Here is a 26,427-nt window from a genome sequence, read left to right as displayed (position 1 = left end):
CGACGAAGTAACGGCCGTCTGGGGTCACTGGATGCTTAACGACACGCTAGGCCGACTTCCGCTGCGGTTTGGCCGCCGGCTTCTTCGCCACGCCCTCCTTGGCGGGCTTCTTGCCGGCAATCGGCATCAGCATTTCCTTCTGCCCGGCCGCCGCCTTGCGCGCCTTCTTGGCCGGCTTCTTCTGCACCTCTGTCGCTGCCGACGCGTCTCTTCCGATGCTCTTGCGCAGCGCATCCATCAGGTCCACGACGTTCTCACCGCGGGGACGCGCTTTCGCAGTGATGGGTTTACCGGCGCGCTTCTGGTTGATGAGATCGATGAGGGCGGTTTCGTACTGGTCTTCGAACTTGTCCGGGTCGAAGTGTCCCGCCTTCTGATTGACGATGTGCCTGGCGAGATCGAGCATGTCCTTGGTGACTTTGACGTCCTGGATGTCGTCGAAATACTCATCCGCGGAACGGACTTCGTAGGGATAACGCAGCAGCGTCCCCATCAGCCCCTTGTCGAGCGGCTCGAGCGCGATGATGTGTTCGCGATTGGTCAGCACCACCCGACCGATCGCGACCTTGTTCATCTCGCGGATCGTTTCGCGAATGACCGCGAAGGCATCGTGCCCAACTTTGCCGTCAGGGCGCAGATAATAAGGACGGATGAGATATCGCGGATCGATCTCGCTGCGGTCGACGAATTCGTCGATCTCGATGGTTCGCGTGGATTCCAGCGCGACGTTCTCGAGCTCCTCCTTGGTCACCTCGATGAATGTGTCGGTATCGACCTTGTAGCCTTTGACGATGTCTTCGTTGTCGACCTCCTCGCCGGTGTCGGCATCCACCTTGGCGTATTTGATGCGATGGCCGGTCTTCCTATTGAGCTGGTTGAACGAGACTTTTTCGGATTCCGATGTGGCCGGATAGAGCGCTACCGGACAGGTGACGAGCGAAAGGCGCAGGAAGCCTTTCCAGTTAGCGCGAGGGGCCATGGCGGGGAACTCCGATACTGATGCCGGATTCAAGACGATCCACCCAGCTTGGTTCCGACATCGCGCCCCTTCCACCATGATGATTTTTTCTCGGCACGGGCCGGAGCGGACTCGACTTTTGTTCCCTTTGTGTTCTAATTCGAAAATGATCGATCGACCCGCGAGCTGGCGCATGCCGACCCCGAAGCAGATGGAAAAACTGGCCGCTCAAGCCGTCGGCAGGCCGGCTCCGCGCGCTGCGGCTCCAGATGCGCCGCTCCCGGCCGAATACTGGGAATCGGTCCTCAAAGACCCGCGCGCCGAGGCGACCGGAGCCCAGATGCGGCAGCGGCATCTTTCGGAAATTCAGCGCCACGTCCTGCGCATCTCCTGCCGCCGCTGCGAGCGGACCGTGGAAATCCAGACCGCCGATGCAGTCCGATTGTATGGCGGCAACGCGATCTGGAAGGACGTCGCGCAGCGGCTGCTCGACAACACCTGCCAGCAGCGCACCGGCAGGCATGAAGAAGACGGGTGCTGGCCGGCGTTCGAGACGCCGTAGCCCGCTTCCATATCGCCGATCCGATCTCTTTGCGCCTGGATGTCCGGATGGCCCCGAAGTATCACCCAACGCCCCTGTCGGGCGGCGACCGCAAGGCCCTGGCGAAAGAGCTCGGCAAGTCACGCGCGATGGCCAACATCCTGGCCGCCCAATCGGCGGAGATGCGGGCCAAGGGCGAGGCGATGATCCAGCAAGCTGACCGGCTGCTTTGCGAAAGCTGGAACGAGCGGATGTGGTCAGACGGCGAACCGATCGATCCGTCGCCCACCATCGACCAGGCCGTGAATGGAGGCTTCTCCTGGCTGGAGATCAGGTGCGCGCGCTGCAAGACCCCGAGCGACGTCGACCTCGCGGCAATGAAGCACCCGCCGACCACCTTCGTGCACGATCTCGCCAGCCGGCTGCGCTGCCGCAAATGCGCCAAGGCGGGCCGGCATCCATCCGCGACTCTGCTACAACTAGCTTGGCAGCCTCGCCACCCTCGAACCGAAGCCTGACCGATGTGCTGGTGTGGACGGCCTCTCATCCCCACGTTTTTATGGCGCTCTAGGCGTCACAGAGAGATGAGAGGAAAGTCCCAATGAATGTTCCCGTTCGTATCGGCATGGATACCTCGAAGTCGGTGTTCCAGCTTCACGGTGTTGATGAGAATGAGGTAGTGGTTGTCCGGCGCCAATTTCGGCGAGCCGAGATGATCCGCTACTTCGAGCGGCTTCCGCCGGTTCTCGTCGCCATAGAGTCTTGCGGCAGCTCGCACCATTGGGGGCGCCTGCTCCAATCGTTCGGGCACGAGGTAAAGCTAATTCCTCCTCAATACGTGAAGGCCTACGTGAAGCGCGGCAAGAACGACGCGGCCGACGCCGAGGCACTGTGCGAGGCGGTCACCCGGCCCAGCATGCGATTCGTACCGGTGAAGTCGAAGGAACGGCAAGCGGCTTGCATGTTGATGACTGTGCGGGAACGTCTGGTCAGCGTGAAGTCGCAGCTCTCCAATGCTTTCAGGAGCTATGCCGCTGAGTTTGGTATCGTCGGCCCCGCCGGCCGGCAGAACGTCGCGGCACTCATCAAACGTGTGCTCGAAGACGATAGCCTGCCGGAAATGGCGCGGGATCTCTTCCGCCTTCAGGCGGACGAGTATGCCGCGGTCCAAGCTCGCCTGGCGAAGATCGAGGCCAAGCTGCTGAAGTGGCATCGCGAGGATGACATCAGCAGGCGTATTGCGACAATTCCTGGCGTCGGTCCGATTGGGTCGTCGATGCTCAGCATGAAGGCGCCGCCGCCCGAGACGTTCAGATCGGGTCGCGACTTTGCGGCATGGCTCGGGCTGACACCCAAGGATCATTCAACTGGCGGCCGGCAAAGGCTCGGCGGCATCACAAAGGCCGGAGATTCTATACTGCGATCGACGTTGATCGTCGGTGCGACCGCACTGCTGAGGCATGTCCGAAAGGGCCGTCATAAGCCCACACCATGGCTCGCTTCGCTGCTGGAGCGAAAGCCTCCAAAGTTGGTCGCGGTGGCCTTGGCCAACAAGTTTGCCCGGATCGCTTGGCGCTTGATGATATCGGGCGGCGTGTACAAGCAGCCGGTAGCCACCATGCCGACTTGATCTGAAATCGGCCCGCGAGCAAGATTGCTCGGCGGATTGCCCACGTGCCCACGAACTTGCAGGACGCAGTAGATGGAAGGACCGATCGGTCGATACGCGCGAGCTTCCGAAGATTACACTGGCACCAAGAATGTCGCCCATGTGCTTGGAGCGTGCGTAGCGAACACCATCTCGGCCAGCGGGCTTTGCCCGCGCAAACAGGCCGGACATCTGATAGCAAGCGATCTGGCCAAAAGTCTGCTACAATCCTGACAAGTGGGGGGCCGTCCACATCTGCAACCTCTATTCGATCACGACAAACCAGGCCGCGATCATCGCGCTGTTTCGCGTCGTGAACCGATACGTTGGCAATCTGGCGCCGATGCCGGGGGTGTTTCCGGATTACAAGGCGCCGATCGTTCGCAACGGAGCCGAAGGTCGCGAGCTCGTCACTGCGCGCTGGGGGATGCCATCGTCGTCGAAGGCACTGATGGACGCCACCAAGAAGCGGGCCGAAAAACTGCAGGCCAAGGGCAAGCCCGTCGACTTCAAGGAACTTCTGCGGATGGAGCCGGACGGCGGCACGACAAACATCCGCAACGTGAAGAGCAAGCACTGGACGCGATGGCTGGGGACCGGAAACCGCTGCGTGGTGCCGTTCAACTCGTTCAGCGAGTTCAACAAGGCCGAGGGCGGTGATATCTGGTTCGCGCTCGATGAGACCCGTCCCCTCGCCTGCTTCGCCGGCATCTGGACCAACTGGACGTCTGTTCGGAAGGTCAAGGAAGGCGAGACGACTAACGACCTCTACGCGTTCCTCACGACAGAGCCGAATGCCGACGTTGGTGCCATCCACCCCAAGGCGATGCCCGTAATCCTGACGACGCCGGACGAAGTCGAGACCTGGATGACGGCCCCTCTGGACGAGGCCCTCGAGCTGCAACGGCCGCTTCCGGAAGGGTCGCTCCGGATCGTTGCCCGCGGCGTCAAGGAAGATCCGGCCGGGCCGGCGGCGTGACCGACGAAGACGACGATCAGAGGACGGCCCGTCGCGCCAGCGTAAGATCATCCACGTCGACGACATGCATGCCTTGAGAATGTCCGCCGCGATCTGATCCGGACCTAAGCGGGTGCCTGACCCCGCAAGTCAGGGGCTGGGCACTGTTATGCTATGCGCGAACTGCGCCAGATCTGCGGGGCGCGCAAAGTTTTCGGTCAGGAACTTGAGTACCCTCACATTGAGCCTCAGCGCCCAGTCACGCACCGGATCGGTAAAGGCCTTGTCCTCGTCGCGCGGCACACCCTCCAGCTTCACATCGAGCTGGATATGCACTTTGTTGCGGTACTCACGCAATTTATCCAACTCGTCGTAGATGTCGGCACCGGCCTTATCGAGAATCTTGTATTTCTTCATCACGTCGATGATCGCCTTGAAGCGTTCGACCTTCTTACCCTCGATTTCCGCTCGGTCCTCCTCGGAAATGTTCGGCACACCCTCGCGGTTGAAATTCTGTGCACGGTAAATGATCTCCCAGAGCGCCGCTTCGGCAATTGCACCCGCCTGCAAGAGCATCAGCTTGTTGAACGTGCTGCCCGACTCCGCGAGCTTGCAGAGTAGGCCGGCGTTGTAGACCATGTTGTCGCCGACCTTGAAGTCACCAATAAAGCGGCAGCTGATTGTCTGGGTTTTCATGGATATCTCCTTAGCACAGGATGCGTCAGCTTTGTAGCCAGCCGGGCTCTACTCGGTTGCGCTCACTGCGCAAGCCGTTGCCGGCCACGCCGGAACGTTGTCGCGGCCATAAGGTGACGATCCCTCGCGCCAGGCTTAGCAAGGAGCCAGTCGAGATGGGGCGGTTCTACGGGCCTCCACCGCGAGCATGCGCGCGCCTGCTATATAGTGATGCTAGCGCGGCGATCCAAGCTATTCGTAGGGCAATTCGCCGAAGAGACCGATCATGAGGTCACCGTCGAGTTGCGCAAACGGAATATCGACGTAGTGATCGGGGTGCCGTGGTTTGGCTCTGCCGTCATTCGGTCCGTTCCTGGTGTGCCCGCGCACCTGCTCGCCGCTTTCCTTGATATAAGGCAAAATGACCAATCGCCCGTGGTTGATCGAGCGGATTGTGCCTTCCTTCCACAAGGTGCTTCCCTCGGACTCTTTAGTGGACGTGGTCTGTTTGACCTGCCAACCGATGCCGCCATCTTCTTCGTACCAGAAGACGATGCCGTTCGAGACCAGCACCTTTTGACCATTGGCCAACGCTTCCGCCAGCATACGCTGCACGCTTGCGAGTTGCAGCAGCAGGTTGGCGCGGGGCAACAAGATCTGACGAATCTTGGCCTTGGTCTTTCCCCAATGGTCGTCGGCGCCGTAGCCGAAGCCGTTGGCGATTCGTGCTCGCATGGCCTTTGCCGCGGATCGCTCACCGGCGATGTAAGGCTTGGACCATTTATTGTCGTGCGAGAGGTAAAGAATGGAACGGTGCCAGCTGCGATTCGTCTCCCGGACCGTCACGATCACGACCGTCAGATAGGGCATGTCGGAAAGCTGTTCGCTCAATTGCTGACGGAAAGGAGCCGACTCCGCAGGCAGCACGATTGCGGAAGGGTCTGGTCGCGGATCATTGGCGTGCCGGCGGCGTGCCTCGGCGAGCATAAGCTCCTCTTCGTCGCGAAGGCGCTCTTCGGATTGCAGGTTCTTCGCGACCTTAAGCTGGAGCGAAAGTTTCCTCACGGAATCCATCTCGCGCGCTGCGAGCGCGTCGTGGAGCGTCTGATTGAGCGTGGCGGCAGCGGATAGTGCGGTCTCGCGATCCGGATAGACGTCGCCGCGCACGCGTCCATTGTCGGTCGGCACCCTGCGGTCACGCCAGACCGGAGCCTTGTCACCGTGCTCCACCAGTTCCTGCATCAGCCAGTTGTCGAACAGTGGGCGATAGTACGGCCACACCGCCAGTGCGGCATCAAAATCTCGGGCGTTGTCTCCCCATTTCATCGCATGCCCTCGAGATCAATCAGCTTTAGTTCGCCCGGCTCGGTCGGGTCTGCGACACGGCGTTGGTGGAAGTGAAGCGCGGCGCGGCGAAACAGGATCGAACCGACGTCGGTATCGCATAAGGATCCGTGACGAAGGTGGCAAACGACTCATTCCACTCGCTGCTCAACCTTGGAGCCGGACACGAGCGCGCAGCCGCTCATACAATTGCACTTCTGCTTGATGGGTCAGCTCCACCACGATTGCAAAGCGTTGTTGCGTTTCAAACGTTCCCGCCCAGCCGCCATCGCAACGCACGATTAGATAATAATTGTCGCCATAGGCTTCGGTGCCCCGCGTAAACGTTACGCTCGCAGTTTGCAGAGTTCCGCGTTCACGCTCCCGCGGGCCCGGCTTCAGGTCGCAGTCGAAACGATTATCGATATCCGGCTGACGCCCCTCCTCCTGGGTTCTCCGTCGGAAGTGCTCGAAGATCAGATCGGGACCACATCCTCGCACGAGACGAAAATTCATGCCAATTCCGGCATAGTCGGCGCGGGTGTGACGAACTGGGGGATCGAAGGCAAGCGTCACGCGGATGCTGCGACGACCGCCACTCTGGAACAGCTCGGGAATCGGCAACTGATAGACCGCAAAGTGGTCGAGCGCCAATTCATCCTCGGCGTACAGCACGACGCGATGATCATCCGAATATGCTGCTCGCCCTGAATCAACTGCGCCATGGCCGCAGATTGAACGCATGGCATCGTCACCGAGGGTTTGAAGCCTGAGCTGGGCCTCATCCGGAATGCGCGCCGCGCCTGCAAGCAACGCACGGACAAGGTTTGCAGATGCGCGGGGAAAGCGCGCAAGAATCTGAGCGGCTTTGTGGGCAACGCGAGGGGCCGCATAGGACGTGCCAGACCCCGCCGTAAACAACCGGTCAAGAAACAGATGATGGAGCGTGAGAACACCGGCGGTCGGCAAGTCTTCGCCCCGCCGCAGCCGCCCTACTGCGGGATCGAATACCATTGTGCCACCGACATCGACTAGATCCGGCTTGATGGAACCGCCGATGCCGGGCCCTATCCTCGTAAAGGGCGCAGGCTCGAACGCACGCGTAATGGGTCGGATATGAACGTGCTCGACAAGATCGGGCCCAAGACCCTCGCCGTGCGCCAACGCGCCGACCGTGAGAACGTTCATGGCGCCCGCAGGCTCACACAGACGGTTGGTCGGCTCGAGCAGATAGCCGGGATACTCCGTGACGGCTTGTTCCAGGCGGTTGCCGCTGCGGGGCGCGCGATTGCCGGCCGACACGATGATGACGGAATCGAGTTCGCGGGCGAGTTCATCGAGCGTCGCGGCCCAAGGCCCAACCTTGCCTCCGTCATAGGTGCGCTTGGGATCACCGAGCGCGACGACAAATAGCCGACAACCGAAACGCTTATTGAGAGTGGTCAGGGCTTCGCGCATCTGGGAGGGAACAAGACGACGCTCGTCGAACTGACCACGTTCGTTCACGACCTTGGCCGAAGCAATGCGCCCCGCACGTACCAACGCACCAACAGCAATCTGATCGCGCAGATCGCCAAATAGCGACACACCGGCAACGCGCGTGCCGTGACCCCAATCGTCGGCCGTGCCGAGCCTTTCCGGCACGCCGATCGCACCGACGATGGCACCCGCCAGCAACGGATGATCGTTGACGCCGCTGTCGATGATACCAATAACCGGCGCGTCGTTGCCAAGATCGTCCATCCCCGGCAAATCGGCGATCGTCAGCTCAAACGCCTCGCCGGTGGCGATATCAGGTTCAGGCGGCAGATCGAGATCGGCGACGTCTTCGACCGTGAGAAGCGTTTGTATCACGCTGCCCGACATGCGCGCGCGCAGCATCGTAATCGATGGGCCAACATAGCGGTCAAGCACTTCGCCGCCCCGCGCATCAATGTACTCGGCAATTTGCTCAAGCTTTCGAGTACGGAGTTCACGCCGGCCAATGTCCCATAGCTCGAGATCGAGGACGAAGATTCGGTCCGCATCGAAGTTCTCGGGCACCGTCAGACCTTCTTCGCGCAATCGCAGCCCAATACGGTCGCGGGGCCCAACGGCGCCGATCTCTTCGATGCGGGTGATGAAGCCGTTGTAGGACGGGGCAGCTTGTCCTGGCGGGGTTCCCTGCGCATAGGCTTGCAGGCGATCACGGAAACTCTGCAGATCGTCATTCGATGCGAAGAGGATCAGGGTTTTGTCTTCATCGCTGGCGAGAAGTGTCAGCCCAAGCCGCTCCCAGTCTTCCTCCATCGTCATTCCGGTCATGCGGACGCGCAAAATGAGCGACGGGTCGATGAACTCCGGGCGGCGACGGCGTTGCTGCTCTGCGATCGCGGTGTCGAGCTCAGCGCGAAGCTTCCGGCTATGTCCGCCGACGTCTCGTTGAGGGGCAGCACCCCCTCCCCCATGCTTCCGCCGTTCGAGACGCTCGGGAAGCCGCAGGAGCTGGAGGTGGTCGTAGCGCGGCACGCCGGATTAGTCTTCCAAATGCTGCAGGCGTGCGGTGCCGGATCGCCGCCGGATCTCATCGGCGACAGCGTGACGGAAGTCCAGTTCACGGACTTCTTTGCGGCGCTCGATCACTGCGGCCTTGATCGCTTGCACACAAATGCGTTCAATCTCGGCGAAAGAATAGCCTTCCAGCGATCCGACGTGGGACGTCGGATCGAAAGCTGTTTTGATATTCTTGAATTTCAGCGCCAAGAAATGCTCGGTCATCTCCCGGTCAGGCTTTTCGAACCAGATGACCTCGTCGAAGCGACGCCAGACCGCAGGGTCGAGAGACTGGTCGAGATTGGTCGCCGCGACCAAAAAGCCCTTCGGCTTGATCCGGTCGATGAAGATCAAAAGGCTGTTGACCACGCGCCGCAGCTCGTTGTGCTCGCTCGTATCGTCACGCGAGCGCGCCAGGGCATCGAATTCGTCGAGAAAAAGGACGCAGGGCTGCTTGCGCGCGAACTCGAAAATCTTGCGAACGTTGGTCGCGGTTTCGCCGAGATAAGACGAGATCAGGCGGTCGATCTTGACCACGAACAACGGAAGCCCGAGCTCACCTGCGAAGATCTGGGTACAAAGAGTCTTTCCGCAGCCCGGAGGTCCACAGAACAGGAGCTTCGATCGCACCGGCAGTCCGCTGCGGCGGATGTCATCGGCGCGGCGAAATTCCTGGATCAGTCCGGAAAAAATCCGGATGTTGGCCTTGCTGAGAACGATGTCGCTCTTGGTATGCTCCGGCTCGACGCGCTCGACAAAATCGTTGGCCGCATCCGGGAACGGAATGAGTGGCGCCAGCGCCCGCGGGGGTGGCGCGCGATTCGAGGCATGGTCGAGGGTCTGGCGGAGCGACCGCGCCAGAACGCGGTTGTTCTTCTGCTCCTCCTCCAGAATGATCTGTTCGGCGATCGCCCGGAACTCGTCGTCCCGGCCGTAACTCGCCAACAGCTTTTTCATCAACTCGCCGCGAGCCATTAGCGGTCCACTCATCTATTCTGGCGACAAACATAGTTTGGATCGTCGGTGCCCACCATGCCTTTCAGCCGTTAAAGTCACGTCAACCACAGCCAGGTGCAGGCACCAACGGCGGCGGTTCGGCCGGGTGGCCCTAGCGAGCCCCGACGATCCGAGCCCTGACGCGGCAAGTACAGATGCTTATACAGTGAGTCCGCGCCAATTGCGAACAAAACAGGAATGAACGATCGTCAGCTCGGGCCGTCGGGGATTGGAATTCGTGTGCCCGCCTCCCCTTGATTGGGCGCGGAGCTGGATTGGGCTGGGTGAAGGCTGCCATAGACCTCGTTCAGTTTTCGCGACACGATCACTAATTGCTTCGCGAGGTCCGGAGCTTGGCGCGGCTGGCTAAAGCCAGTGAACCATTGCCTCGTACCGGCGAACAGCTTTGCCGCGTACCTGACGCAGTGAAGATCGTCATGCGCGGGCCCGAAGACAAGGCGGCGGATAGGCGGCCTTGGTACACGTCCAGCCAACGCCAAATGACGGCCGAAGCGCAGCGGAAGCGGAAAGGATGGCACCCGCTTTCGGGGCAGTGATAGCGACGCCGGAACGGCGGGCCACGACAGCGAGTGCAGTTGCGAGACCGGTTAACAAGGCACCCGCGCGACGGGCAGTGATAGCGATCGCCGCGAAACGACGAGCCCTTCGCGCGAGTGCCTCCTGCGAGCAACACTTAAATGAGCGCGAGGATTGAATCCGAAAGGCCGAGACTCTCCGGGCTCGGTTCACGAAAGCCGGTTCGGTTCGCCGGATGAGCGCAGACCAGAACGTAGTCTACTCCGGACTCGCCGCGTAGCAAGGATCGACAAACATCCGGTGATGCTTGCCCTTAATCTCATCGAGAGAATAGCCGCCTCGACCGGGAATTCGCTGGGTCTCGCTTTAATACGACAAGACCGACGCGAGAAATGTCCGCTAAGCTGCCTGAGCCGACACGGTCTCCAATGAAACAAACAGGACACCGCGTTCTTTTTCGCCTGCCTGATAGGTTAACTCATCTCCTGGCGAGCCCTGCGACAGCGCCTGTCCAAGTGGCGAGGACAACATCAGATAGCCATTGATCGGATCATCCGCGATATCGCTTATTGTGAGAAATTCCGGGCGCGACGGTTCCACGTCGAGATACCGGATGACGACGCGGTCGCCCGGAGCTAATCGGTACTCCGGTTCGGCGTCATTCGATGTGGGACCGAGTTCATCTCGCAAGGCTGCTACCGAGATCGTCCCGTCTACCTGCGTCGCTGCAAAATCGCCTGACCTTTCTGCAGCAGGCGAAATGACGCGATGCTCGGAATAGCTTCGATTGACCGGTTCGAGTCCGATCGGCCTAATCTGCATACGATCGAGCGTCTGAATTAGATCGTCCATAACGCCTTGCTGATCGATCTGGAAATTGGAACCGAAGCAGCGCCAAAAGCTCCAACCTACGCGCTCCAGGATGCGCTGCCGGCGCATGTCGTCCGCCCAACGCTCCGGGCCGTGATACCTGTCGCCGTCGCATTCGACGGCAAGGCGCCTTCCCCCTTCTCCCTCGACTACCATATCGATGGAAAACCCCACAGAACCCACTTGCGGAATAACGCGGTATCCCCGTTCGACAAGTGCCATAAACACAGTCCGCTCGAATTCAGACTGGCAGAGATCAATGAGGTCCAAGCTAGGATTAACGACGTTTGGCATCGGCTCGCGGAAGTGTCCGATCACCTTTGATTTCAGATCTTTTGGATTTAGCTCTTCCTCTTTCACGGACCGCACAAGCACCATCCGATCCCGTGCCCGCGACAATGCTACATTGAATCGCTGTTGATACTGAATGGATGTCTGCGACTGTTTGCGGGCACGATCGGCAATCATTGAAATGAAGACGATGTCGCGCTCGTCTCCCTGGAGGGATGCACTGTCGCCGCACACAACGCGATGACGCATCATGGCGGTTTCGCCGATGCGCTCCATCAAAAGTTTCTGAACATGCAGAGCCTGATCGGCACCGACAAGGGATATCACTCCGATTGACCGCGCCGGACCTTCGACCCTCGACGCTTGCTCGACGATCGTGGCAATCTCCTCGACAATGACCTCTGCCTCGCGCGGGTTAACCTTGGACTTTCCTCGACGCTGCCCATCCTCAACGTAGATATCGACCAACGGCGGGTCCAACCGCTCGCTCGGCTTTGGAATACGAAGCGGCACCAAGTCTTGATTATAAAACTGCATCGAAAAACGTATGATGGGCTCCACGCATCGAAAATGCTCCTTAAGCATCACGAACTTCGCCGGAAACATCACGCGTGCAAGATCATAAATCGAAGCCCCTGGTTCAACTTCTGCGCGGAAAGGAAATTCGCTAAGGAAGTTCTGTCGCAGACGCGCGATGTTCGCGATCGACAGGAAAGCCGAGCTGGGACTGATCTGGCGGTCGTCACCGACAACGAGCACCTTTTTGCCACGTAAGAGCGCTGGCAATTCGCGCGCATCGGACTGCGACGCTTCATCCAGGATCACGAGATCAAAACTGGCGAGCGTGGCGGGCAGCTGCTCGGAGACGCGCCAGGTAGGCATAATCCAGCAAGGTACCGCCTCGTAGCAATTTTCCATCGCCAGACGTGCGTTCTGACGATGCAGTACGGCCCTTTGCCCGGTCCCGGCCCCCAAACGCCGGATAATGTTGGCAAAACCTTGAAGGGCGGATTTGGCGGATCCCTTCATTGTAGCGGCAAGATTGAAGAAGGTTCTTTCCTTCACGAGCGTCGCGAACCCGTCGCGAAGAGCCTTTTCTATTTCCAACCGCTCCTGGTGCAACTGGGCCAGATGACTGCTGGCCCCGATCTTTTCGAGGTAGGTCAGCCGTGCCGCCCACTCCCATGCTTCCCGCCAGTCGCTGGGGGCCGCTGGATCTGTCGCTTCGCTGGCAGGCTCGCTTCTTAGGCGTTCAGCCCATGCTGGCACTCCCGCTTTCGAAAGCTCGCCACAGGTGTAAGTTATGCGATCGAAGAAAGGCGCCAACGCGCGAACATGTCCCAACTTGGAGAGGATACCTTGCCATACGCGGGTCAGTCGCTCGATATCCGCGTTCGGCTTTCCAACCAGTTCGGTCAAGATTTGCCGTGCGAAGCCCGCAAGATCGGTATTGCTGCCGTCGAATTGTGCGACGGCTTCTGCCACGTTTTTCGCGACAGCCGCCAGCCTTACCGACGATACGTGACGTGATAATGCTTGAGAGAAGGCAGCAGTTGCGGCGGGATGCCGCAAAATCGCGCTGGCCTCGTCGCGATTTCCGAGGGCCGCCGATAATTGCTCCGACATTTCGGCTATTTGGCTTGGTACGCCGGTCAGGCAGGCATGGAGCGTGTCGGAGAGGGCATCGAGTAGGAATACCGATTCCACCGCAAACGAAAGATGGCTTGGCGCTGATAGCTCCACCTTGAGCGTCTCCCAACGCGCCGAAAGGCTTGTCACCGCACCGCAGAACTCAATAAATAGTTGGACGTGCTGCCAATCGTTCGGCGTATTAGGTCGCAGGCCTGCAACTTTCATCGCTTCAATAGCGGGTTGATGGCTCTTAGTGCCGAAGGCCATCAGTCCAAACGGGTTCTTTCCGACCCTGAGGGTTGCCAAAATTTGAGACAACTGCTTTGCAGGCGGCAATTCCTTCGGGAGATGGACCGGCCTTGCAATAAATGGCGCGCGCTGCGCCACTAAATCGCGCGCATCGGCTAAAAATGCATGGGCGAGAGGTTCGAGTCGACCGGCCATTGCCGTCTGCCCGAGGATCGCCTCGGTCAACGCCCATGCCCAGGCTTGGTCCTGGAGAGAGGATATGCTCGATGCGAGGCGTTGCAGCCGCTCGCCAAGTTCGGCAGCCTTGTCGATGCCAAGCGTCGCAATTACGCGCCGGGTTAAAGGTTCGGAAGCAATATTTTCGGCTGTAAGGTCTTGTGCCGCAATCAAATCGAGATGCCAGGCACGCAAGGTATCGGGATCTGGTAAGTTGGCGGGGCTAGGAAATTGTTCTCCCAAGTATTTGAGATCGCCTTTGAGCGTTTTGCGCGCCGTGAAAAGCGCGTCGATCTCGGCCAGGGTCACACCCCCTTCCGAAAACGAGCGCACAGGCCGATCCGAGAACCATGTATAACGCGCCTTGTCCTCAATCACCCGTTTGGCGACCTCAAATGGCAGTTCGGCAGAGCCAGGTATCGGCGAGAGATGTTGGGTCGCAATTTTTGCAAGTCGTACATCGATTTCGGTAAGGTGATTTCTATCCGCAACAATTTTTGCCTCAAGGTCTCGAATAATCTTCACCTGCCGCGAGCGGTTCATGTCGATCGTGTTGACTACCCCGAGCATAAGGCCGATAGCCTTCTCGACCTGCTTCATCCCCTCGCGTTCGGATGTTGTCACACTGATCGCAAGGTCGCGTACACCCTCGGGCAATTGATCTTGGATTACCCGTAGCGCCGTCTCCCCATGCGAAACGACAAGGACACGCCGCCCTGTCGCCAGCATGTGGCTAATGATGTTCGCGATGGTGTGCGTTTTTCCGGTGCCTGGCGGCCCCTGAACCACGAGCCCATCCGACTTCTCCAGGCGGCGAATGATTTCAACTTGCTCGTCGTTGAAAGGCTTGGGAAAGAACAAGTCGCCGTGATCCGGGTCAACCGGCCCCTCGTCCGCATCCAGTTGAACATCGCCAGCCGCGCCCAAGCGGTCTCCCAACGGCTTGAACGTGTCGTCAATACCGTCGGTCGGACCCAAGACCAGCGTCCGAACCGCACCTTCAATCCTAATCGGATTACCGTCCTCCGAAGACACTTCCTTTTTGAGACGTTCGATATCACGCAGTACCGAATTGTTCGACCGGCGGCGCGCGTACAGCACGTATCGGTCGCTCACTGTCAGATATTCTCCCTCGGGCTCCGGAACCGGCTCAGATGCCGGCAGCGGACGGTGATCGGGAAGAAACCGGCCTTCGGGGTCAAGCTGGCCTCCGCATATCTTTAGAATGGGCTCAAAGGTTTCCGCGCGGAACGGCGAGATACCTTCACTATCTGGTCCTTCTAACGAGCGAAGGCAGCGCCGCGCCGCATCTTCCGCCAGCACAAATCGCGCACCGGCGAGCTTTTCGAACGGCCGGAGTTCGACACGCGTCACGCCGCTGCGTGGGCGAACGGTGATGTCGGCATTGCCGGTCTCGGCGATTTCAATTTCAACTCCGCATTCAATCATCGGAAGGTCGATAAGCTCGGCAAGGTGTTTCCACCGCGCGAGGCCAATCCCCCACACCAACTCGATCGATTCACTGCCGCCAGACTGGAGCAATCGCTGTGCGATCTCGAAGAGCCGCTGATAAACGGCGATGGATCGCCTTCGCGGCTTCTCTACCTCGGACCAAAGCGACCAGGGGCCGGCACAATATTGTTCAAGAGCGTCGCGAAGCGCGGGCCGATCCTCCAGGCGCAACATAACATCGTAGAATTTCTGGTTGGGAGTGTCAGATTTCTCCGTTTTTAGTGATGGAACGCAATCTTCGGGGCGTGCTTCGCCGATCGCTATTAGCCGCTGCTGTTCAGCCTCAGGCACGCGGACATGGAGTGGATCATGTATAACCGGAACGCGAAGCGGATCGTTAGAAACCTCGATCCACTCCTTGCCGTCGCCGTCGAACGCCGGCGGCGTCGTGCGTTGCAGGCGTTGAACCCGCAACCAGATCGGGCCATCGGCGTCACTGGAATCGCACTGAATTGCAGGAAGTCCTGCGATTTCGTGCTGGTGAAGGGCGAACTGGGATCCATCGGCGAGTTTGTGCTGCGACAGTCGCGTTGCAACACGCTCATCCAGCTTGACGAGCGCCTCGACGTAATCAAGCAGGCCCGTCAACCGCCGTGCGGCCAGTTCGTCTTCTACATTTACTTGGGCGGGCACGTCGAGCGAGACCCCTAAAAGTTAACGACAACGTCAAGGCGAATGGTTGCGGATTTTGGGGACCTCTTCAACTGGTATAATCGTAGCACCGCAACTCTCGCGAGGTGATCTTGTCCGTTAACCATCCACTTTCCGCGTATCTCCCACAAACACTCGACGCCATTCAGTTAGCAGCCGGCACAGCCCAACCTCACGCCGCCTCCCGAATTTCCAACGGGGCAGCACCAAGCCGGGTGAAAAGCCGCTTTCGGCAGGTCAGAACGATAATCTGCACTTTGTCGCCAGCACGCATCAGGACATCGAACATGCTTTCAATGCGGTCGTCGTCTGAGAACGCGAGCGCGTCATCGAGGATGACCGTGGCCGGCCGGCCCTGCCCAAGCAGCAGCTCGGCGAACGCCAACCGCGTGAGGACGGCAAGCTGCTCCTTCGTACCGCCGCTCAGTACATCGAAATCCTCGCGTTGTCCGGCACGTTGAATCGCAGCGATACGCAAATCCTCGTCGAGAACAATATTGGCTCCTGGCAGGAGCATTTTCAGATAAGGCTCTACACGGCTGATAACCGGCGTGAGATAGCGGGTCTTTGCCTCACCTTCGGCTGCTTCTAATGTCTCCGAAAGGAGTTTTAGGACAGCCGCCTCCTTCTCAAATTCGGCTATGGCGTTCGTGAGGCGATCACGTTCAGCCTCGGCGGCAAGAAGCATTTCTTCGACGCCAGCGCCTTCGTTAGCCTCGATCAGCGCGGTAAGGCGTGTCACCTCAATCCCGAGATTTGCGACCGACCGCTGGTGGTTGGCGGCGGCGCCTTCGAGCCGCTTAATTCGGGCGTCGATAGCCTCCACTGTTTCGCCTTGACCGCGCAGCTTTTCTGCCAACTGCTCATCCCTCGCAACGGCATCACGTTCAAGGCTCTCCGCGCTTGCGGTGAGCTGCTCGTCACTGGCGCCGGCGCGTCCAGCTGCTAGGTCCGCCTTCTTGGTCTCGATCGTGCCGTTCAACCCGGCAAGGCGTTCGCGCGCGCTCAGGAGTTTTTTGTCGGCCTGGGCGAGAGCGTCCTGAGGCCCTGCCAATTCAGCCTCAGCTGTCTCGATCTCGGCAGCAAACCGCGCGCCTTCTGCATGATTATTGGCAATGTCGCTTGTCAAATCGTCTTCGCCGGGAATTTCCGCAAGTCCGCACTTCTCCATCTCAACTCTGAGTCGGCCGCGCAATTCTCCCAAATGGCCCTTGAGAGCTTCCAGCCCGGCCGCCAGCTTCTTGGTCCGATTTCCGGGAGCAAGATTTGCCAGCTCCTTGCCGACGTCTGCCGAACGCCGCAGATATTCCTTGCGCTGGGCCGCCGCCGTGCGCGCGGCGGCCAGATCCATGACGCCTGCAGTCTCCAAAGCGGCTTTCACTTCCTCATGGGCCGCGTCCCGGCGTGCGACCAAGGCGGCGCGATCTTTGATTTGAGGCTCTACCGTGATCGCGCCCACGTCTTGAATGGTGATTACTGTCTTGCCAAGGATTGGGAGCGATGTTGCGAATGCATCGAGCGCTTTGCCGTCTAAGGCAACGCTCGGCAGCGCGCTTTCCTCCAGGGCAAATGAAACGGTGGTCGCAACTGCGTTTGCGGCTGCATCCGCGGCCGATAGCTCCGTAACGGCCTCCTCGATCCTCGTTACGGCGGCATCGGTCGTCGCAATGGCGCCGATCAATTCCGAAAGCTTTCCCGCCTCGCACTCAAGCGAAGCAGCCTTATCGAGGGTCAGCTGGTGCTGGATGATTTCCCCATTCAGCGAGACAATGGCACGGATACGCTCAAGATTCCGCGCTCGTTCGGCGTTCCGGCTTGTTTTACTGCGAAGATCGGAGAGCTTGGCTTCGCCGGTATCGACGGAGGCCTGGGCGTCGGCCTTCGCGGCAACTGCGCCGGCGCTTGCCGTACTCAGATCGCTGAGTTGCAATTCGAGCGATTCTAGTTCTGCAACGGCTTTGGCGCGATCATCAACCGATTTCCGGGCTTGTGTTGCGCGTTCGCACGCGAGCTTGGCCGCGTCCGTCGCACTTCGAAGTTCGGCAGCGTGCGTCGCGGCAACCGTGCGCTTGGTCCGTTCTGCCTCGACCTCCCTGCGGTGCGCCGCGTCGTCCCAGCTATCCGTTTCCTGCTTAAGCTCGCGCTTATTTCGCGCAAGATCTTCCATCAACTGAAACACGGACTGCCGCTTCGCTTCAAGGTCGGTCGTCTCCTGCTTGCTCTCGGCAAGCCGATCCATTGCGTCCTTGAACTTCCCGCGCGGTCCTTTCGAACTCCGTAGCGTTTCAAGGGCGTCTTTGATGGCTTTCGGAATTTTCTGGCCTCGCGTTCCGCCTGTCACAAGGCCGACCTGCGCCTCCAGGCAGCCTTGCATGGTGCGCTGGCCATGCTCGTCAAGTGCCGCATCGCCGAAGGATTGCCCCTGCTGAACCCAAAGCGTTCCCCAGATACCAGGCTCGCCGCCGCTGCGACTGCCGGCAAAGCCGAGAAGGCGCTGCAATTCCGCCTCTGCTGCGTCGTCCTCGAATAGCCGGCCATCCGAACAGGTCAAGGTTGACTTGCCAGCTTGTCCCGCGAAGCGCTTGTGAATGGTCCAGCTCTTGCCGTCGATGTCGAAGGCGAGCTTCACTTCGGGCACGGTGCCGTTGACGAAGTGGCGAAACGCCTTGACGTGCGCAGCCGTCGACTTGGCCTTTTCGAAGATGGCGCCGTTGATAGCTTTCAGCAGGGTCGATTTGCCCAACTCGTTTCGCCCCACCAAGACATTGACGTTGTCACCAATGTTGTCGACGCGGAAGGTTCCGACAAATTTGCAGAAGTTGGTAAGCTCAATCGATCGGATCTTCATGACCGTGTCCCCTGACGAAGGTGCTCGATGTAAAGACGCTTGAGAGCAAGGGCGGCAAGCGACGCCTGGCCTTGATCCGACAAGACCGCCGCCATGGCCTTGAGGCGGTCTGCTGCCACACGTACAAAGCCGGCGTGATCGATCTCATCGAGATCCTGGTCGGTCGGATTGAGAACAAGGCCGGCTTCATCAAAGCGCAGGCCGCGAAGCGCAGCCCCGACGCTCTGTAGGATTTGTTCATCAAATTTCTTACGGCCGGCGAGAGACACCGCGCCCGTAACACGGAGATCGACGACAATTTTGCTGAGGTCTGAATCGAGCGCACGAAGGTCGCCTTCGAGCAAATCCACTTGTGCATCTTCGGTCAGCACCTTCTCGATCCTGTGCCATTGGTAACGGCCTGTCGGGATCGGCGCGACCACCGGCAATGCATTTGAACCGTTGACTTCGACAAGAAGCGCCGAACCGCCGTTGCAGTGCGAGGATACGGGATTTGGCGGAAGCTTGAACTGGTCGGCCTCGGGCGTGCCGCTATACCAGCAACGGTCGTTCACCCGCATCTGCCGATGCCAGTCACCCATCGCAAGGTAGGAGAGGCCCGCGCTGTCCGCGCGGCTTGGCGCCACGTAATTGCTGGCTTCATCCTCTGATCCAAAGCCTTGAATGGAGCCGTGCGCCATGCCGATACGGATCGCGCCTTCCGGCGTGGCCTCCTTATCCATATAGGCCGTGAGATCGTCCGCGCTCGATGTGAAACGAAGGGGCGCAGGCAACACAAAGACAGGAGCGTCACCTTCGTCCACGATCCGGACCGCACCCGCCTGCGTATGCACGGTCACATTCGAGGGGAGCTGCATGCGGACAATCCGATCCCATAGTCCGTTTTCACGGAAGTGATCGTGGTTTCCCGGCATGAGATGCCATTGAACGCTTTTGAACGCGCGCATGTTCTCAATGGCCCGCGCCAGGGTCTGTTGAGACATCTGTTGTTTTTCGTAAACGTCGCCGGAAATGAGGACCGTCGTCGCGCCGGATTTAACCGCAGCCTCCCCGAGGGTCCGAACGACGGCCTGACGCGCATCCTGCAGGGCGCTCGCAACCTCCGGCTCGAAATAGCCAAAAACCTTGCCGATCTGGAGATCGGATGAATGGATGAATTTCATAGTGGACGCCCTTCCCCTTAATTCCAAAGTAGAGAGCAATGCGCTCCTCGCCTAGCGGGAAGCCCAGTTATGCCCATTTCGTTTTGGTGTTCTGCGAACCGGCTCTTCTCAGTGAAAGGGTGAACGCCCGCCGAAGCGGGCATCCAGGCTTAGGCGTATTGGCTGAGCACCCAGGTGACGGCTTTGCCGTCGTAGGGTGGCATCCGGTTGCCCTTCGCGATGGGTGCGGTCGTGCTCGGCGAGCCGTCGACCTTCCAAACACCGCTCTCCGGGCATACTTCTCCGGTGCGGGCCTTCGTGCCAATCGGGGCACGTTTTGCTGTAGCAGTACTCATGTCTTACATTCCTCATAGGTTGGCAGGTCGTCCCGGCTAGGCACGCCTTGACAGGCCCGGCGACCACTAAATCCGCCGCAAGGCATGGTCCTGCGCCTGCCTTCAAAGGGTCAATCGATGGGAAGAAGGCTGACCGGTAAGTCCGTCGGGGCTACAAGGAAAAGTTTTTTTCGAGTACGCCGTCGGGCACGGGGCCACAGATGAAAAAAGCAGGACACCGGGGACAGGTACGCGCGGTTTCCTTCCGTGGAAGCAGCCCGGCGCGGATTTCAGCGATAAACTCCTCGGCGGTCGCACGCCGATTGTTTAAGACCCGGTCCGTCATGGTTACGGCGCCAATCGTGCCGTCACCGAGATGGACGAACTCAACGGTACATCCCGGAAACGCCTCGTACGCTGCGAGCGTAAAGACGCCCGCCGAAATGTTCTCAAAATCCTTGGAGCCGGCATGGCCGGTCCGGATCGCCCGAATATGCTTCCGGCCGTTCTGTGCCGTAAGCACCTCGTCGGGACGAACAATGACCTCACTGGCGCCAACGCGAAAGCGCATCTCGGCGGGTATGGCGCGGGCGTAGCCAGTGCGGGAAGATACAAAGAAATCAATCAATTGCTTGGCAATTCGGCGATAATCTTCTGAATAGCCATGGTCCGTGAGTCGCAGCGAATCCCATGCCTCAGTAAGGCGAGCATCAAGCTCAGCGGCGGACCGCGTGAGGGTTGGATCCGCAGTCAACCATTCGACGAGCGACCGAACGGCATTGTGCATCTGCATGAACGGGGTTTCGGTTCGCCTTCCACCGATCTCAAGAATATGCGTATAGAAGAAGCGGCGAGGACACCGCTGGAACAGGGCGAGCTGGTGATCCGTGAGTACAATCCCAGCTGGGAAACTGAGGTGAACGGGAGCGGCATCTGCATCTGGGGGAACTGCCTGGCGCGGGTGAACGTGCCCGCTGACGATTGTCGACCCGAGCCGAGCCAGAAACTCGGAAGGATCGCGCCGCCGCCCGTTCTTAGCCTTGGTCGGCGAATACAGAAGAAGGCGGTCTCTCGCCCGGGACATCGCAACAAAGAATAAGCACTCTTGTTCTTCGACGTGACCCTTCCTCAGAATATCGACGGCGGTGCCCGACAAACCTTCAATCATGCCATCCGGAGGTATGCACCCGCGCATCTGGTTTGGCGAACGTGGAATTGTATCAGCATTCATACCCGGAAGGTGGACAGCGCGAAACTCCAGGCCCTTGCTCCCGTGAATCGTCATGACACGGAGAGCATCGATGCTTTGTGCAGCCGCCGGCAGCTCCCGGAGATCCCGCTCATCAGCGAGCAAAACAAGTCGGCGTATCCTGTCGAGAAGACGCGAAATCGGAAGCCCGGCTGCCGTCGGCTGTGCCCGGACAAAATTCATGAATTGCCAGATCGCTACACCCCGCGCACGGACCGCGACATCGTCAGAATTCGCAATAGCAGCCGCAAACCGCGTGCGATCGAGGAGAATCGTCGATACCACCTGCCAAGGGGGCGACGCACGGCCGAACCCGTTCAGAACATCTCGCAGCCGCGTCAACGCAGGCGTCGCATCTGCGGAGACGCTGCTCAACGGTGCACCTTCCCTCAGCCAAGCGAGCGGCTCACCCTCATATTCCCTTAAGTGGGCGATAACCGCTGCGGTAGCCGCCAACGAAAGCCGGAATTCCGGTATTGTTCCCACGCGCGCAAGGCCCATCGCCCGTCGGTCGATCAGCAACGAAAGTAGAGAGAGCAGCTGTTGGATTTCGTCTCGCTCAAAGAGACTGCCAAGAAACAGCAACGGGATTCCCATGCTCTCCAGCTCGGCCGCCATTCGTCCAAGGCGCTCATTTCCTGAACAGAGCAGGGCTTGGTCTCGATAGGAAATCCCTGCAGCCCGCTGAGTTTCGATGGCTTCGGCAATGGCCGCGACTTCGTCCGGAGCCATGTCGACGGCGGAGTACTTCGGTTTCACACCGGACGGACCGCGTTCCGCCTTCAATTTCACGTCTGCGTCCGCCGCCGCCTTCATGCCATGTTCCGCAAACGTGACAAACGCGCTCACGATCTCTTCGGTCGACCGGTAGTTCACTTTGAGGCGGCCGGTTTGACCACCTGGGAAATCCTTAGTGGCAAACCGCGCAATATTGACAGATGACGCGCCCCGGAAGCGATAAATGGACTGCTTGGCATCGCCGACGACCCAGAGGTTTGTCCCGTCCCCGCACAGAGCTTTAAGAAGGCGGACACTGGCCCGATTCACGTCTTGGAATTCATCAACCAGAACATAGCGATGGCGAGCGCGGAGTTGCGCACGCACCTCCTCATCCGTTTCAATCAGTCCTACCGGCAGCGCGACGAGATCGCCGAAATCAAGGCACTGACGGTCAATTTTCAACGCTTCGTATGCTGCATAAACCTTGGCGACCTCCTGACATTTTTCAGCCGCCTCTCTTGTCTGGCCCGGCGCTGCAGTTTTCCACATGGCATCGGCAAGCTCAGCGTAACGCTCCGGTGATGTTACCTCATCTTTCGCACGCGAAATCGCAGCGAGGATGTCGCTTAGCGCAAGCGACGGGTCCCATACATCGCGATAGTGTTTCAGATCCAAGCGCGGAAACTGATCGGCCAGCTCGTCGATGGCTTCCGTGCGATCCATCAGCCTAGGATTCGCGTGAAGCTTAAGGCGCTCGTGAAAACGACGGATAATGTCTAGGCCGAATGAGTGAAATGTACCGATCCACATTGCGGCGGCGGCTGCAGGGATTCGGGCCGCCAAACGATCTGAGAGTTCACCGGCCGCTTTGTTGGAGAAGGTCAGCACAAGGATCTGGTCTGCAGGAATCTTCTTGTGCTTGAGTAGCCATTCCACCCGACCTACTAGGGTTTGCGTCTTTCCCGTACCAGGACCGGCCTCAAGCAAGTAAGGTGAACCCCAATGTTCGGCCGCAAAACGTTGCTCGGGGTTTAGCGACTTCTCCGCATGGACGTCCGTATCTAAGCGAACGGGAGGAAGTAGAAGGGCATCTAGTAACTGCTGTGCCACAACATCGAAGGGCGCACCGAGCCGCTGCGCAATGGCCGTTGCCGTCAACTTTTCGTCGAGATGAAGTTTGCGCACAACGGATCGGGGCAAGAGCAGCTCTCGCCCGAACAGGTCCATTTGGACCTCGCGGCGTTCGCGGCGGCCATAGTCAATAACCCGATCGACACCAATGGGCGCCGCCTCCGCCGGGCGCATCGGGCTCACCTCATAAGAGAGCGTGCTCTCTCCAGCCCCGCCGAATTCAACGTGCCCGATCTCATGCGCGACAAGAAACGCATTCATAAAATCATTGCCGGCATCTTCGTGCAGAATGGTCAGTCCGCCAGGGTCGTATGAAGCACGCGCGCCGCGCAAGCGCGCATCCCCCGTCGGAAGCTTCTCGACGGCAATCGACCGGCGAAGAGCTTCGGCACAGGCGAAGGCGTAAGGCTGCCAGGGATTGGCTCCCTTTTGCGCGGCCGCAAGATGCAGCCGTTCGGCTGTCTGGCGTGTGATTTCGATCGTGTCCATCTAGGTAGACGACATGAAAATATCGTCTTTCTCCTCGGAGGTGACACCTGAGTTAATGAGGAGTCGCTCGAATTCGATCTTGGCGGGAGCTTCGGGCTTCCCGTCCGACTTATAACTCGCCCCAGGAGCCACGGTCGTGGGTTGATCGAGATATTCAAGAAGGACTTCGGTCGTTGAACGGGTCGCTATGGCTAGCCGCTTTAGGAAGGGTTTGGGAATTGATGTCGCAATGACGATCCGGTCCCTTAGTGCAATCAGGATAGAACGGCGAATACGAAGCTCGGTCGCTAAGGCAACAAAGGAAGGCCCCTGAAACAGTGTAAAGGGATTCTCGACTAAGCGGGGACGTTCGGCGCGGGGCGGCGTGGCAGTAAATGCATCCCATGCCTTTTGTGCTGCAGATTCATCACCTGCGGTATGAACGATCGCTTCGGAAGAGAGCCTAAGCTCGCTCAAGAGATCAACCAAATCGGTCGCGTATTGCGGATAACGCGAAAGATAGCGCTCAAGAGTTGCTTTATCGTGAGAAGGCTCGACGGCAAACGCCAACAACACATGCTCAAGAAGGGAGTCTGTATCTGCTGTGCTCATGCGTCTTCCTCCATTTCGAGAGCCTTCCGAATCGCTGCATACGCTCGGTCGCGGCGGTTCCGGGCAGTCTTTTCCGTGCAACCGAGGAATCGGACGATCGTAGGAATGTTGGGTTCCTGAGAATCTATCTGGATTCCGCGTAGCAATAGCTCGATCACGCGGCGCTGATTGTCCGGTAATGATTCAATCGCGGCGTAAAGCCGTGACCGGTAAACAGGATCGTCAAGTTTTGACTCGGATACTGGATTCTGGGCTGCCGCTGCTTTCTCCACCTCAGCATTGAGTTCACTGGTTTCATCGTCATAGCCAATGGATTCCGAGCGCTTTTCTTCTCTCAAGGCCTTTTTTCGACCGTCCAGACGAAGGGTAGCCAAAGCGGCATCAAAGTTTACTTCGTAATAATCGAGCCGCTCATCATACCCGGCCCGGTCCTGGACAAGCATCGCCTGAAATCGATCGACCACATACTCTTTGATCGCTATGTTCCGCTGCGAAACCAATGACTTACCCTCACCGCCCCCCTTTATGGCCGGGTTCGGTAATCGAGTGAGGACTCGTCGCCTTAGTGTGCGGAATATCATTGCAAAGAAATGGTCGGAGTTGTCGGAGCGACACCCGCGGATCAAATGAAGTAGGCACTCCGACGGAATATAACCGGGATCAGATGGGTCGGCGATCTTACAGCGATCTGCTTGATCCGAACGCGACACCTTCATGAGATCATCAATCGCGTTCTCAACCAGCAGCCTGCGCTGATACAAGACCCCGTCTTTCAACTTGCGAAGTGGGACGGCCATGTGGGTCCAAACGACGTGATTGGGAAAGGATCAGTCGGTACTAGTCATTGCTTCCTTGCTACCGGAAGCTGTAGCTCAATTGGGGCAAGCCGTCGAGACAGAGCTCGTGCGGAAGGCTAACATCTCTTATATACATTGGCTTAGCGGCGGTTGTTCGCCGGAATTCCGCGCCTTCACCCCTCAACGTATCGATATGCGAATCCGGCGTGTACATGTCGCGCGGCTGGATGATGAGATGCTTGGCCTAGCGCTGTCAAAGCCGCTGTCGCCATGCTTGGCTTCGCCCCTTCATAGTCACACGCTGCATTCCGTGTTCGGAACGGCCCTTCGACCGATTGAGAACCTACGAACGGAACGTGCAGATCGGCGACGTTGACAGCGACGCATCCACGTGGTGGCCTCTGGTCCGCTCACACCTCGAAAGCAGATATAGCGGCGGCCTGCCCACGGTGATCGTGTTGCTTTTTCAGCGGTAGTCGTCCCGCCGCTTGGCGACAAGCTTGTAGATAGATTCCACGAAAGCAGTATAGCATCCGCCCGGCTGTCAACCGGCAGCGAGGGGAAAACGATTGGACATCAAGCCACTCATCGCGGCTTCATTCTCGCCTGAAGAAGCTGAGGCATATGCCGCGTATTCGCTGAGTGATGCTGATCGTGCTGCGCTCGCCGCGACCGGCGCCGATCTGCTGAAGCATTTCCCGCCGATCCCCGCCGCATGCCTGCCCATGAGCTCCCTCCATTCCGTTTTGCTGGAGAAGCACGTGAAGCAGAAAGCGTATGTCGTGGTCGGATCGGTATACGCCGACCGTGTCCGCGTTTTCGGAGAAGATGGCGAGCTTGATGGCAAGCGCTTCAGCCAATCAGACCCATCGTGGGACGGACACGGCTGGATCGTGCTCGGCGATCAGCTGGCCGATGCCTCCCTCTTCCGCACGGCACGGTCAGGCAAGGGACACCCGGCGCTCGCAGCGTTGGTCAAGCGGGAAGTCTCGCCGCAGGCCGCGATGATGATTTGCGATGCGTCCGACACTGAGAAGAGCGGCCTCCGGTATGAGGCGCGCTACGTCCTCACACAGGATCAGGTCGATGACCTGGCGCGGGGTGCCGGAAGGCTGATGGGCGCTCTTTGATCGAAGCGCGCAACGCGCCGCCGACGGGGACAACTGTCCATTCGGCTTCGTGAAATGAGCCAAGCGTTTTTCCAGTTGATGCCCGTGAACTTGTAGCCGGTCATGAACGCGATCCGCTGCATGATGCGCTCCACATCACCCTTCGTCTCTCGACGGCGAGCGAGGAATGACTGAAGTCGGATTACCGGATGCTAGTCGCGGACCGACGGAATGGTCTGCCGATAGGAGTTTGGAGCCACATGGAAACAGTATAGCATCCGGGTCGATGTCAACGCGGAGTGTGGGGACAATGGATTTCATTTATTTCAGAACCGACGATGCCGTTGCAGCGCAACGAGCGGCGGAATTTCTGCCCGAGGCCGGCAATACCCAATAGACAACAAGTGGAGCGTACGGGTCGATAATC

General features: G+C 59.1%; 17 protein-coding genes. 5 read left to right on the top strand and 12 right to left on the bottom strand.

Annotation, left to right across the window (positions count from 1 at the left end; all coding sequences use genetic code 11):
- Positions 1-46: 46 nt before the first annotated feature.
- On the bottom strand, positions 47-979 hold the full coding sequence (ku, locus tag FXB40_RS42060) for a non-homologous end joining protein Ku (protein ID WP_148778137.1): 933 nt from the start codon (positions 977-979) through the stop codon (positions 47-49).
- Between the two features lie 145 nt (positions 980-1,124).
- On the opposite strand from ku, the gene FXB40_RS42055 reads away from it, so the two are divergent.
- The 4 genes from FXB40_RS42055 to FXB40_RS42040 all read left to right on the top strand — a co-directional run bounded on the left by FXB40_RS42055 (position 1,125) and on the right by FXB40_RS42040 (position 4,126).
- A complete protein-coding gene (locus FXB40_RS42055; RefSeq protein ID WP_187437510.1) occupies positions 1,125-1,520 on the top strand; it encodes a hypothetical protein in 396 nt (131 codons plus the stop codon).
- Positions 1,521-1,567: 47 nt separating this feature from the next.
- On the top strand, positions 1,568-2,017 hold the full coding sequence (locus FXB40_RS42050; RefSeq protein ID WP_148778182.1) for a hypothetical protein: 450 nt from the start codon (positions 1,568-1,570) through the stop codon (positions 2,015-2,017).
- A gap of 83 nt (positions 2,018-2,100) precedes the next feature.
- Complete coding sequence (locus tag FXB40_RS42045) at positions 2,101-3,129, top strand: IS110 family RNA-guided transposase (protein WP_148778135.1); 1,029 nt, start codon at positions 2,101-2,103, stop codon at positions 3,127-3,129.
- A 271-nt stretch (positions 3,130-3,400) separates the two neighbouring features.
- On the top strand, positions 3,401-4,126 hold the full coding sequence (locus FXB40_RS42040; protein ID WP_148778134.1) for an SOS response-associated peptidase: 726 nt from the start codon (positions 3,401-3,403) through the stop codon (positions 4,124-4,126).
- Positions 4,127-4,255: 129 nt separating this feature from the next.
- Here FXB40_RS42040 and FXB40_RS42035 read toward each other — a convergent pair whose 3' ends face one another.
- From FXB40_RS42035 to FXB40_RS41985, 11 genes are all read right to left on the bottom strand, one after another.
- Entirely contained in the window at positions 4,256-4,801 is a 546-nt protein-coding gene (locus FXB40_RS42035; protein ID WP_148778133.1) for a hypothetical protein, read from the bottom strand.
- A gap of 231 nt (positions 4,802-5,032) precedes the next feature.
- Positions 5,033-6,106 (bottom strand): hypothetical protein, encoded by a 1,074-nt coding sequence (locus FXB40_RS42030; protein WP_148778132.1) that lies wholly within the window; start codon positions 6,104-6,106, stop codon positions 5,033-5,035.
- Positions 6,107-6,271: 165 nt separating this feature from the next.
- Positions 6,272-8,611, bottom strand: a complete 2,340-nt coding sequence (locus FXB40_RS42025) for a S8 family peptidase (RefSeq protein ID WP_246208291.1) — start codon at positions 8,609-8,611, stop codon at positions 6,272-6,274.
- A 6-nt stretch (positions 8,612-8,617) separates the two neighbouring features.
- The gene (locus tag FXB40_RS42020) at positions 8,618-9,592 is read right to left on the bottom strand and encodes an AAA family ATPase (protein ID WP_246208290.1); all 975 of its coding nucleotides are present in this window, start codon (positions 9,590-9,592) and stop codon (positions 8,618-8,620) included.
- A 975-nt stretch (positions 9,593-10,567) separates the two neighbouring features.
- A complete protein-coding gene (locus FXB40_RS42015) occupies positions 10,568-15,571 on the bottom strand; it encodes an AAA domain-containing protein (protein WP_148778131.1) in 5,004 nt (1,667 codons plus the stop codon).
- Positions 15,572-15,761: 190 nt separating this feature from the next.
- Positions 15,762-18,437, bottom strand: coding sequence for an AAA family ATPase (locus tag FXB40_RS42010; RefSeq protein ID WP_148778130.1), 2,676 nt, complete (start codon positions 18,435-18,437; stop codon positions 15,762-15,764).
- Positions 18,434-19,600, bottom strand: a complete 1,167-nt coding sequence (locus FXB40_RS42005; RefSeq protein ID WP_148778129.1) for a metallophosphoesterase family protein — start codon at positions 19,598-19,600, stop codon at positions 18,434-18,436. Before FXB40_RS42005 ends, FXB40_RS42010 begins: the two co-directional genes overlap by 4 nt.
- 149 nt (positions 19,601-19,749) lie before the next feature.
- Positions 19,750-19,935, bottom strand: coding sequence for a hypothetical protein (locus tag FXB40_RS42000; protein WP_085401592.1), 186 nt, complete (start codon positions 19,933-19,935; stop codon positions 19,750-19,752).
- A gap of 151 nt (positions 19,936-20,086) precedes the next feature.
- On the bottom strand, positions 20,087-23,503 hold the full coding sequence (locus tag FXB40_RS41995; protein WP_148778128.1) for an ATP-dependent helicase: 3,417 nt from the start codon (positions 23,501-23,503) through the stop codon (positions 20,087-20,089).
- On the bottom strand, positions 23,504-24,094 hold the full coding sequence (locus FXB40_RS41990; RefSeq protein WP_148778127.1) for a hypothetical protein: 591 nt from the start codon (positions 24,092-24,094) through the stop codon (positions 23,504-23,506).
- A complete protein-coding gene (locus FXB40_RS41985; RefSeq protein ID WP_148778126.1) occupies positions 24,091-24,891 on the bottom strand; it encodes an RNA polymerase sigma factor in 801 nt (266 codons plus the stop codon). The genes FXB40_RS41990 and FXB40_RS41985 overlap by 4 nt, the downstream gene beginning before the upstream one ends.
- 569 nt (positions 24,892-25,460) lie before the next feature.
- Here FXB40_RS41985 and FXB40_RS41980 point away from each other — a divergent pair.
- On the top strand, positions 25,461-26,021 hold the full coding sequence (locus tag FXB40_RS41980; RefSeq protein ID WP_148778125.1) for a hypothetical protein: 561 nt from the start codon (positions 25,461-25,463) through the stop codon (positions 26,019-26,021).
- The last annotated feature ends 406 nt before the right edge of the window (positions 26,022-26,427 follow it).

Source organism: Bradyrhizobium rifense, assembly GCF_008123425.1.
In the GTDB taxonomy this organism is placed as follows: Bacteria; Pseudomonadota; Alphaproteobacteria; order Rhizobiales; family Xanthobacteraceae; genus Bradyrhizobium; species Bradyrhizobium rifense.
The sequence above is the reverse complement of the archived record's forward strand: the minus strand, read 5'-3'. Positions and strand labels throughout refer to the sequence as shown.

Excerpts from the sequence above, each read along its gene's own strand:
- ku (WP_148778137.1), bottom strand. The coding sequence starts at position 979 with ATGGCCCCTCGCGCTAACTGGAAAGGCTTCCTGCGCCTTTCGCTCGTC.
- FXB40_RS42055 (WP_187437510.1), top strand. The coding sequence starts at position 1,125 with ATGATCGATCGACCCGCGAGCTGGCGCATGCCGACCCCGAAGCAGATG.
- FXB40_RS42050 (WP_148778182.1), top strand. The coding sequence starts at position 1,568 with ATGGCCCCGAAGTATCACCCAACGCCCCTGTCGGGCGGCGACCGCAAG.
- FXB40_RS42045 (WP_148778135.1), top strand. The coding sequence starts at position 2,101 with ATGAATGTTCCCGTTCGTATCGGCATGGATACCTCGAAGTCGGTGTTC.
- FXB40_RS42035 (WP_148778133.1), bottom strand. The coding sequence starts at position 4,801 with ATGAAAACCCAGACAATCAGCTGCCGCTTTATTGGTGACTTCAAGGTC.
- FXB40_RS42030 (WP_148778132.1), bottom strand. The coding sequence starts at position 6,106 with ATGAAATGGGGAGACAACGCCCGAGATTTTGATGCCGCACTGGCGGTG.
- FXB40_RS42020 (WP_246208290.1), bottom strand. The coding sequence starts at position 9,592 with ATGAAAAAGCTGTTGGCGAGTTACGGCCGGGACGACGAGTTCCGGGCG.
- FXB40_RS42010 (WP_148778130.1), bottom strand. The coding sequence starts at position 18,437 with ATGAAGATCCGATCGATTGAGCTTACCAACTTCTGCAAATTTGTCGGA.
- FXB40_RS42005 (WP_148778129.1), bottom strand. The coding sequence starts at position 19,600 with ATGAAATTCATCCATTCATCCGATCTCCAGATCGGCAAGGTTTTTGGC.
- FXB40_RS42000 (WP_085401592.1), bottom strand. The coding sequence starts at position 19,935 with ATGAGTACTGCTACAGCAAAACGTGCCCCGATTGGCACGAAGGCCCGC.
- FXB40_RS41995 (WP_148778128.1), bottom strand. The coding sequence starts at position 23,503 with ATGGACACGATCGAAATCACACGCCAGACAGCCGAACGGCTGCATCTT.
- FXB40_RS41990 (WP_148778127.1), bottom strand. The coding sequence starts at position 24,094 with ATGAGCACAGCAGATACAGACTCCCTTCTTGAGCATGTGTTGTTGGCG.
- FXB40_RS41985 (WP_148778126.1), bottom strand. The coding sequence starts at position 24,891 with ATGGCCGTCCCACTTCGCAAGTTGAAAGACGGGGTCTTGTATCAGCGC.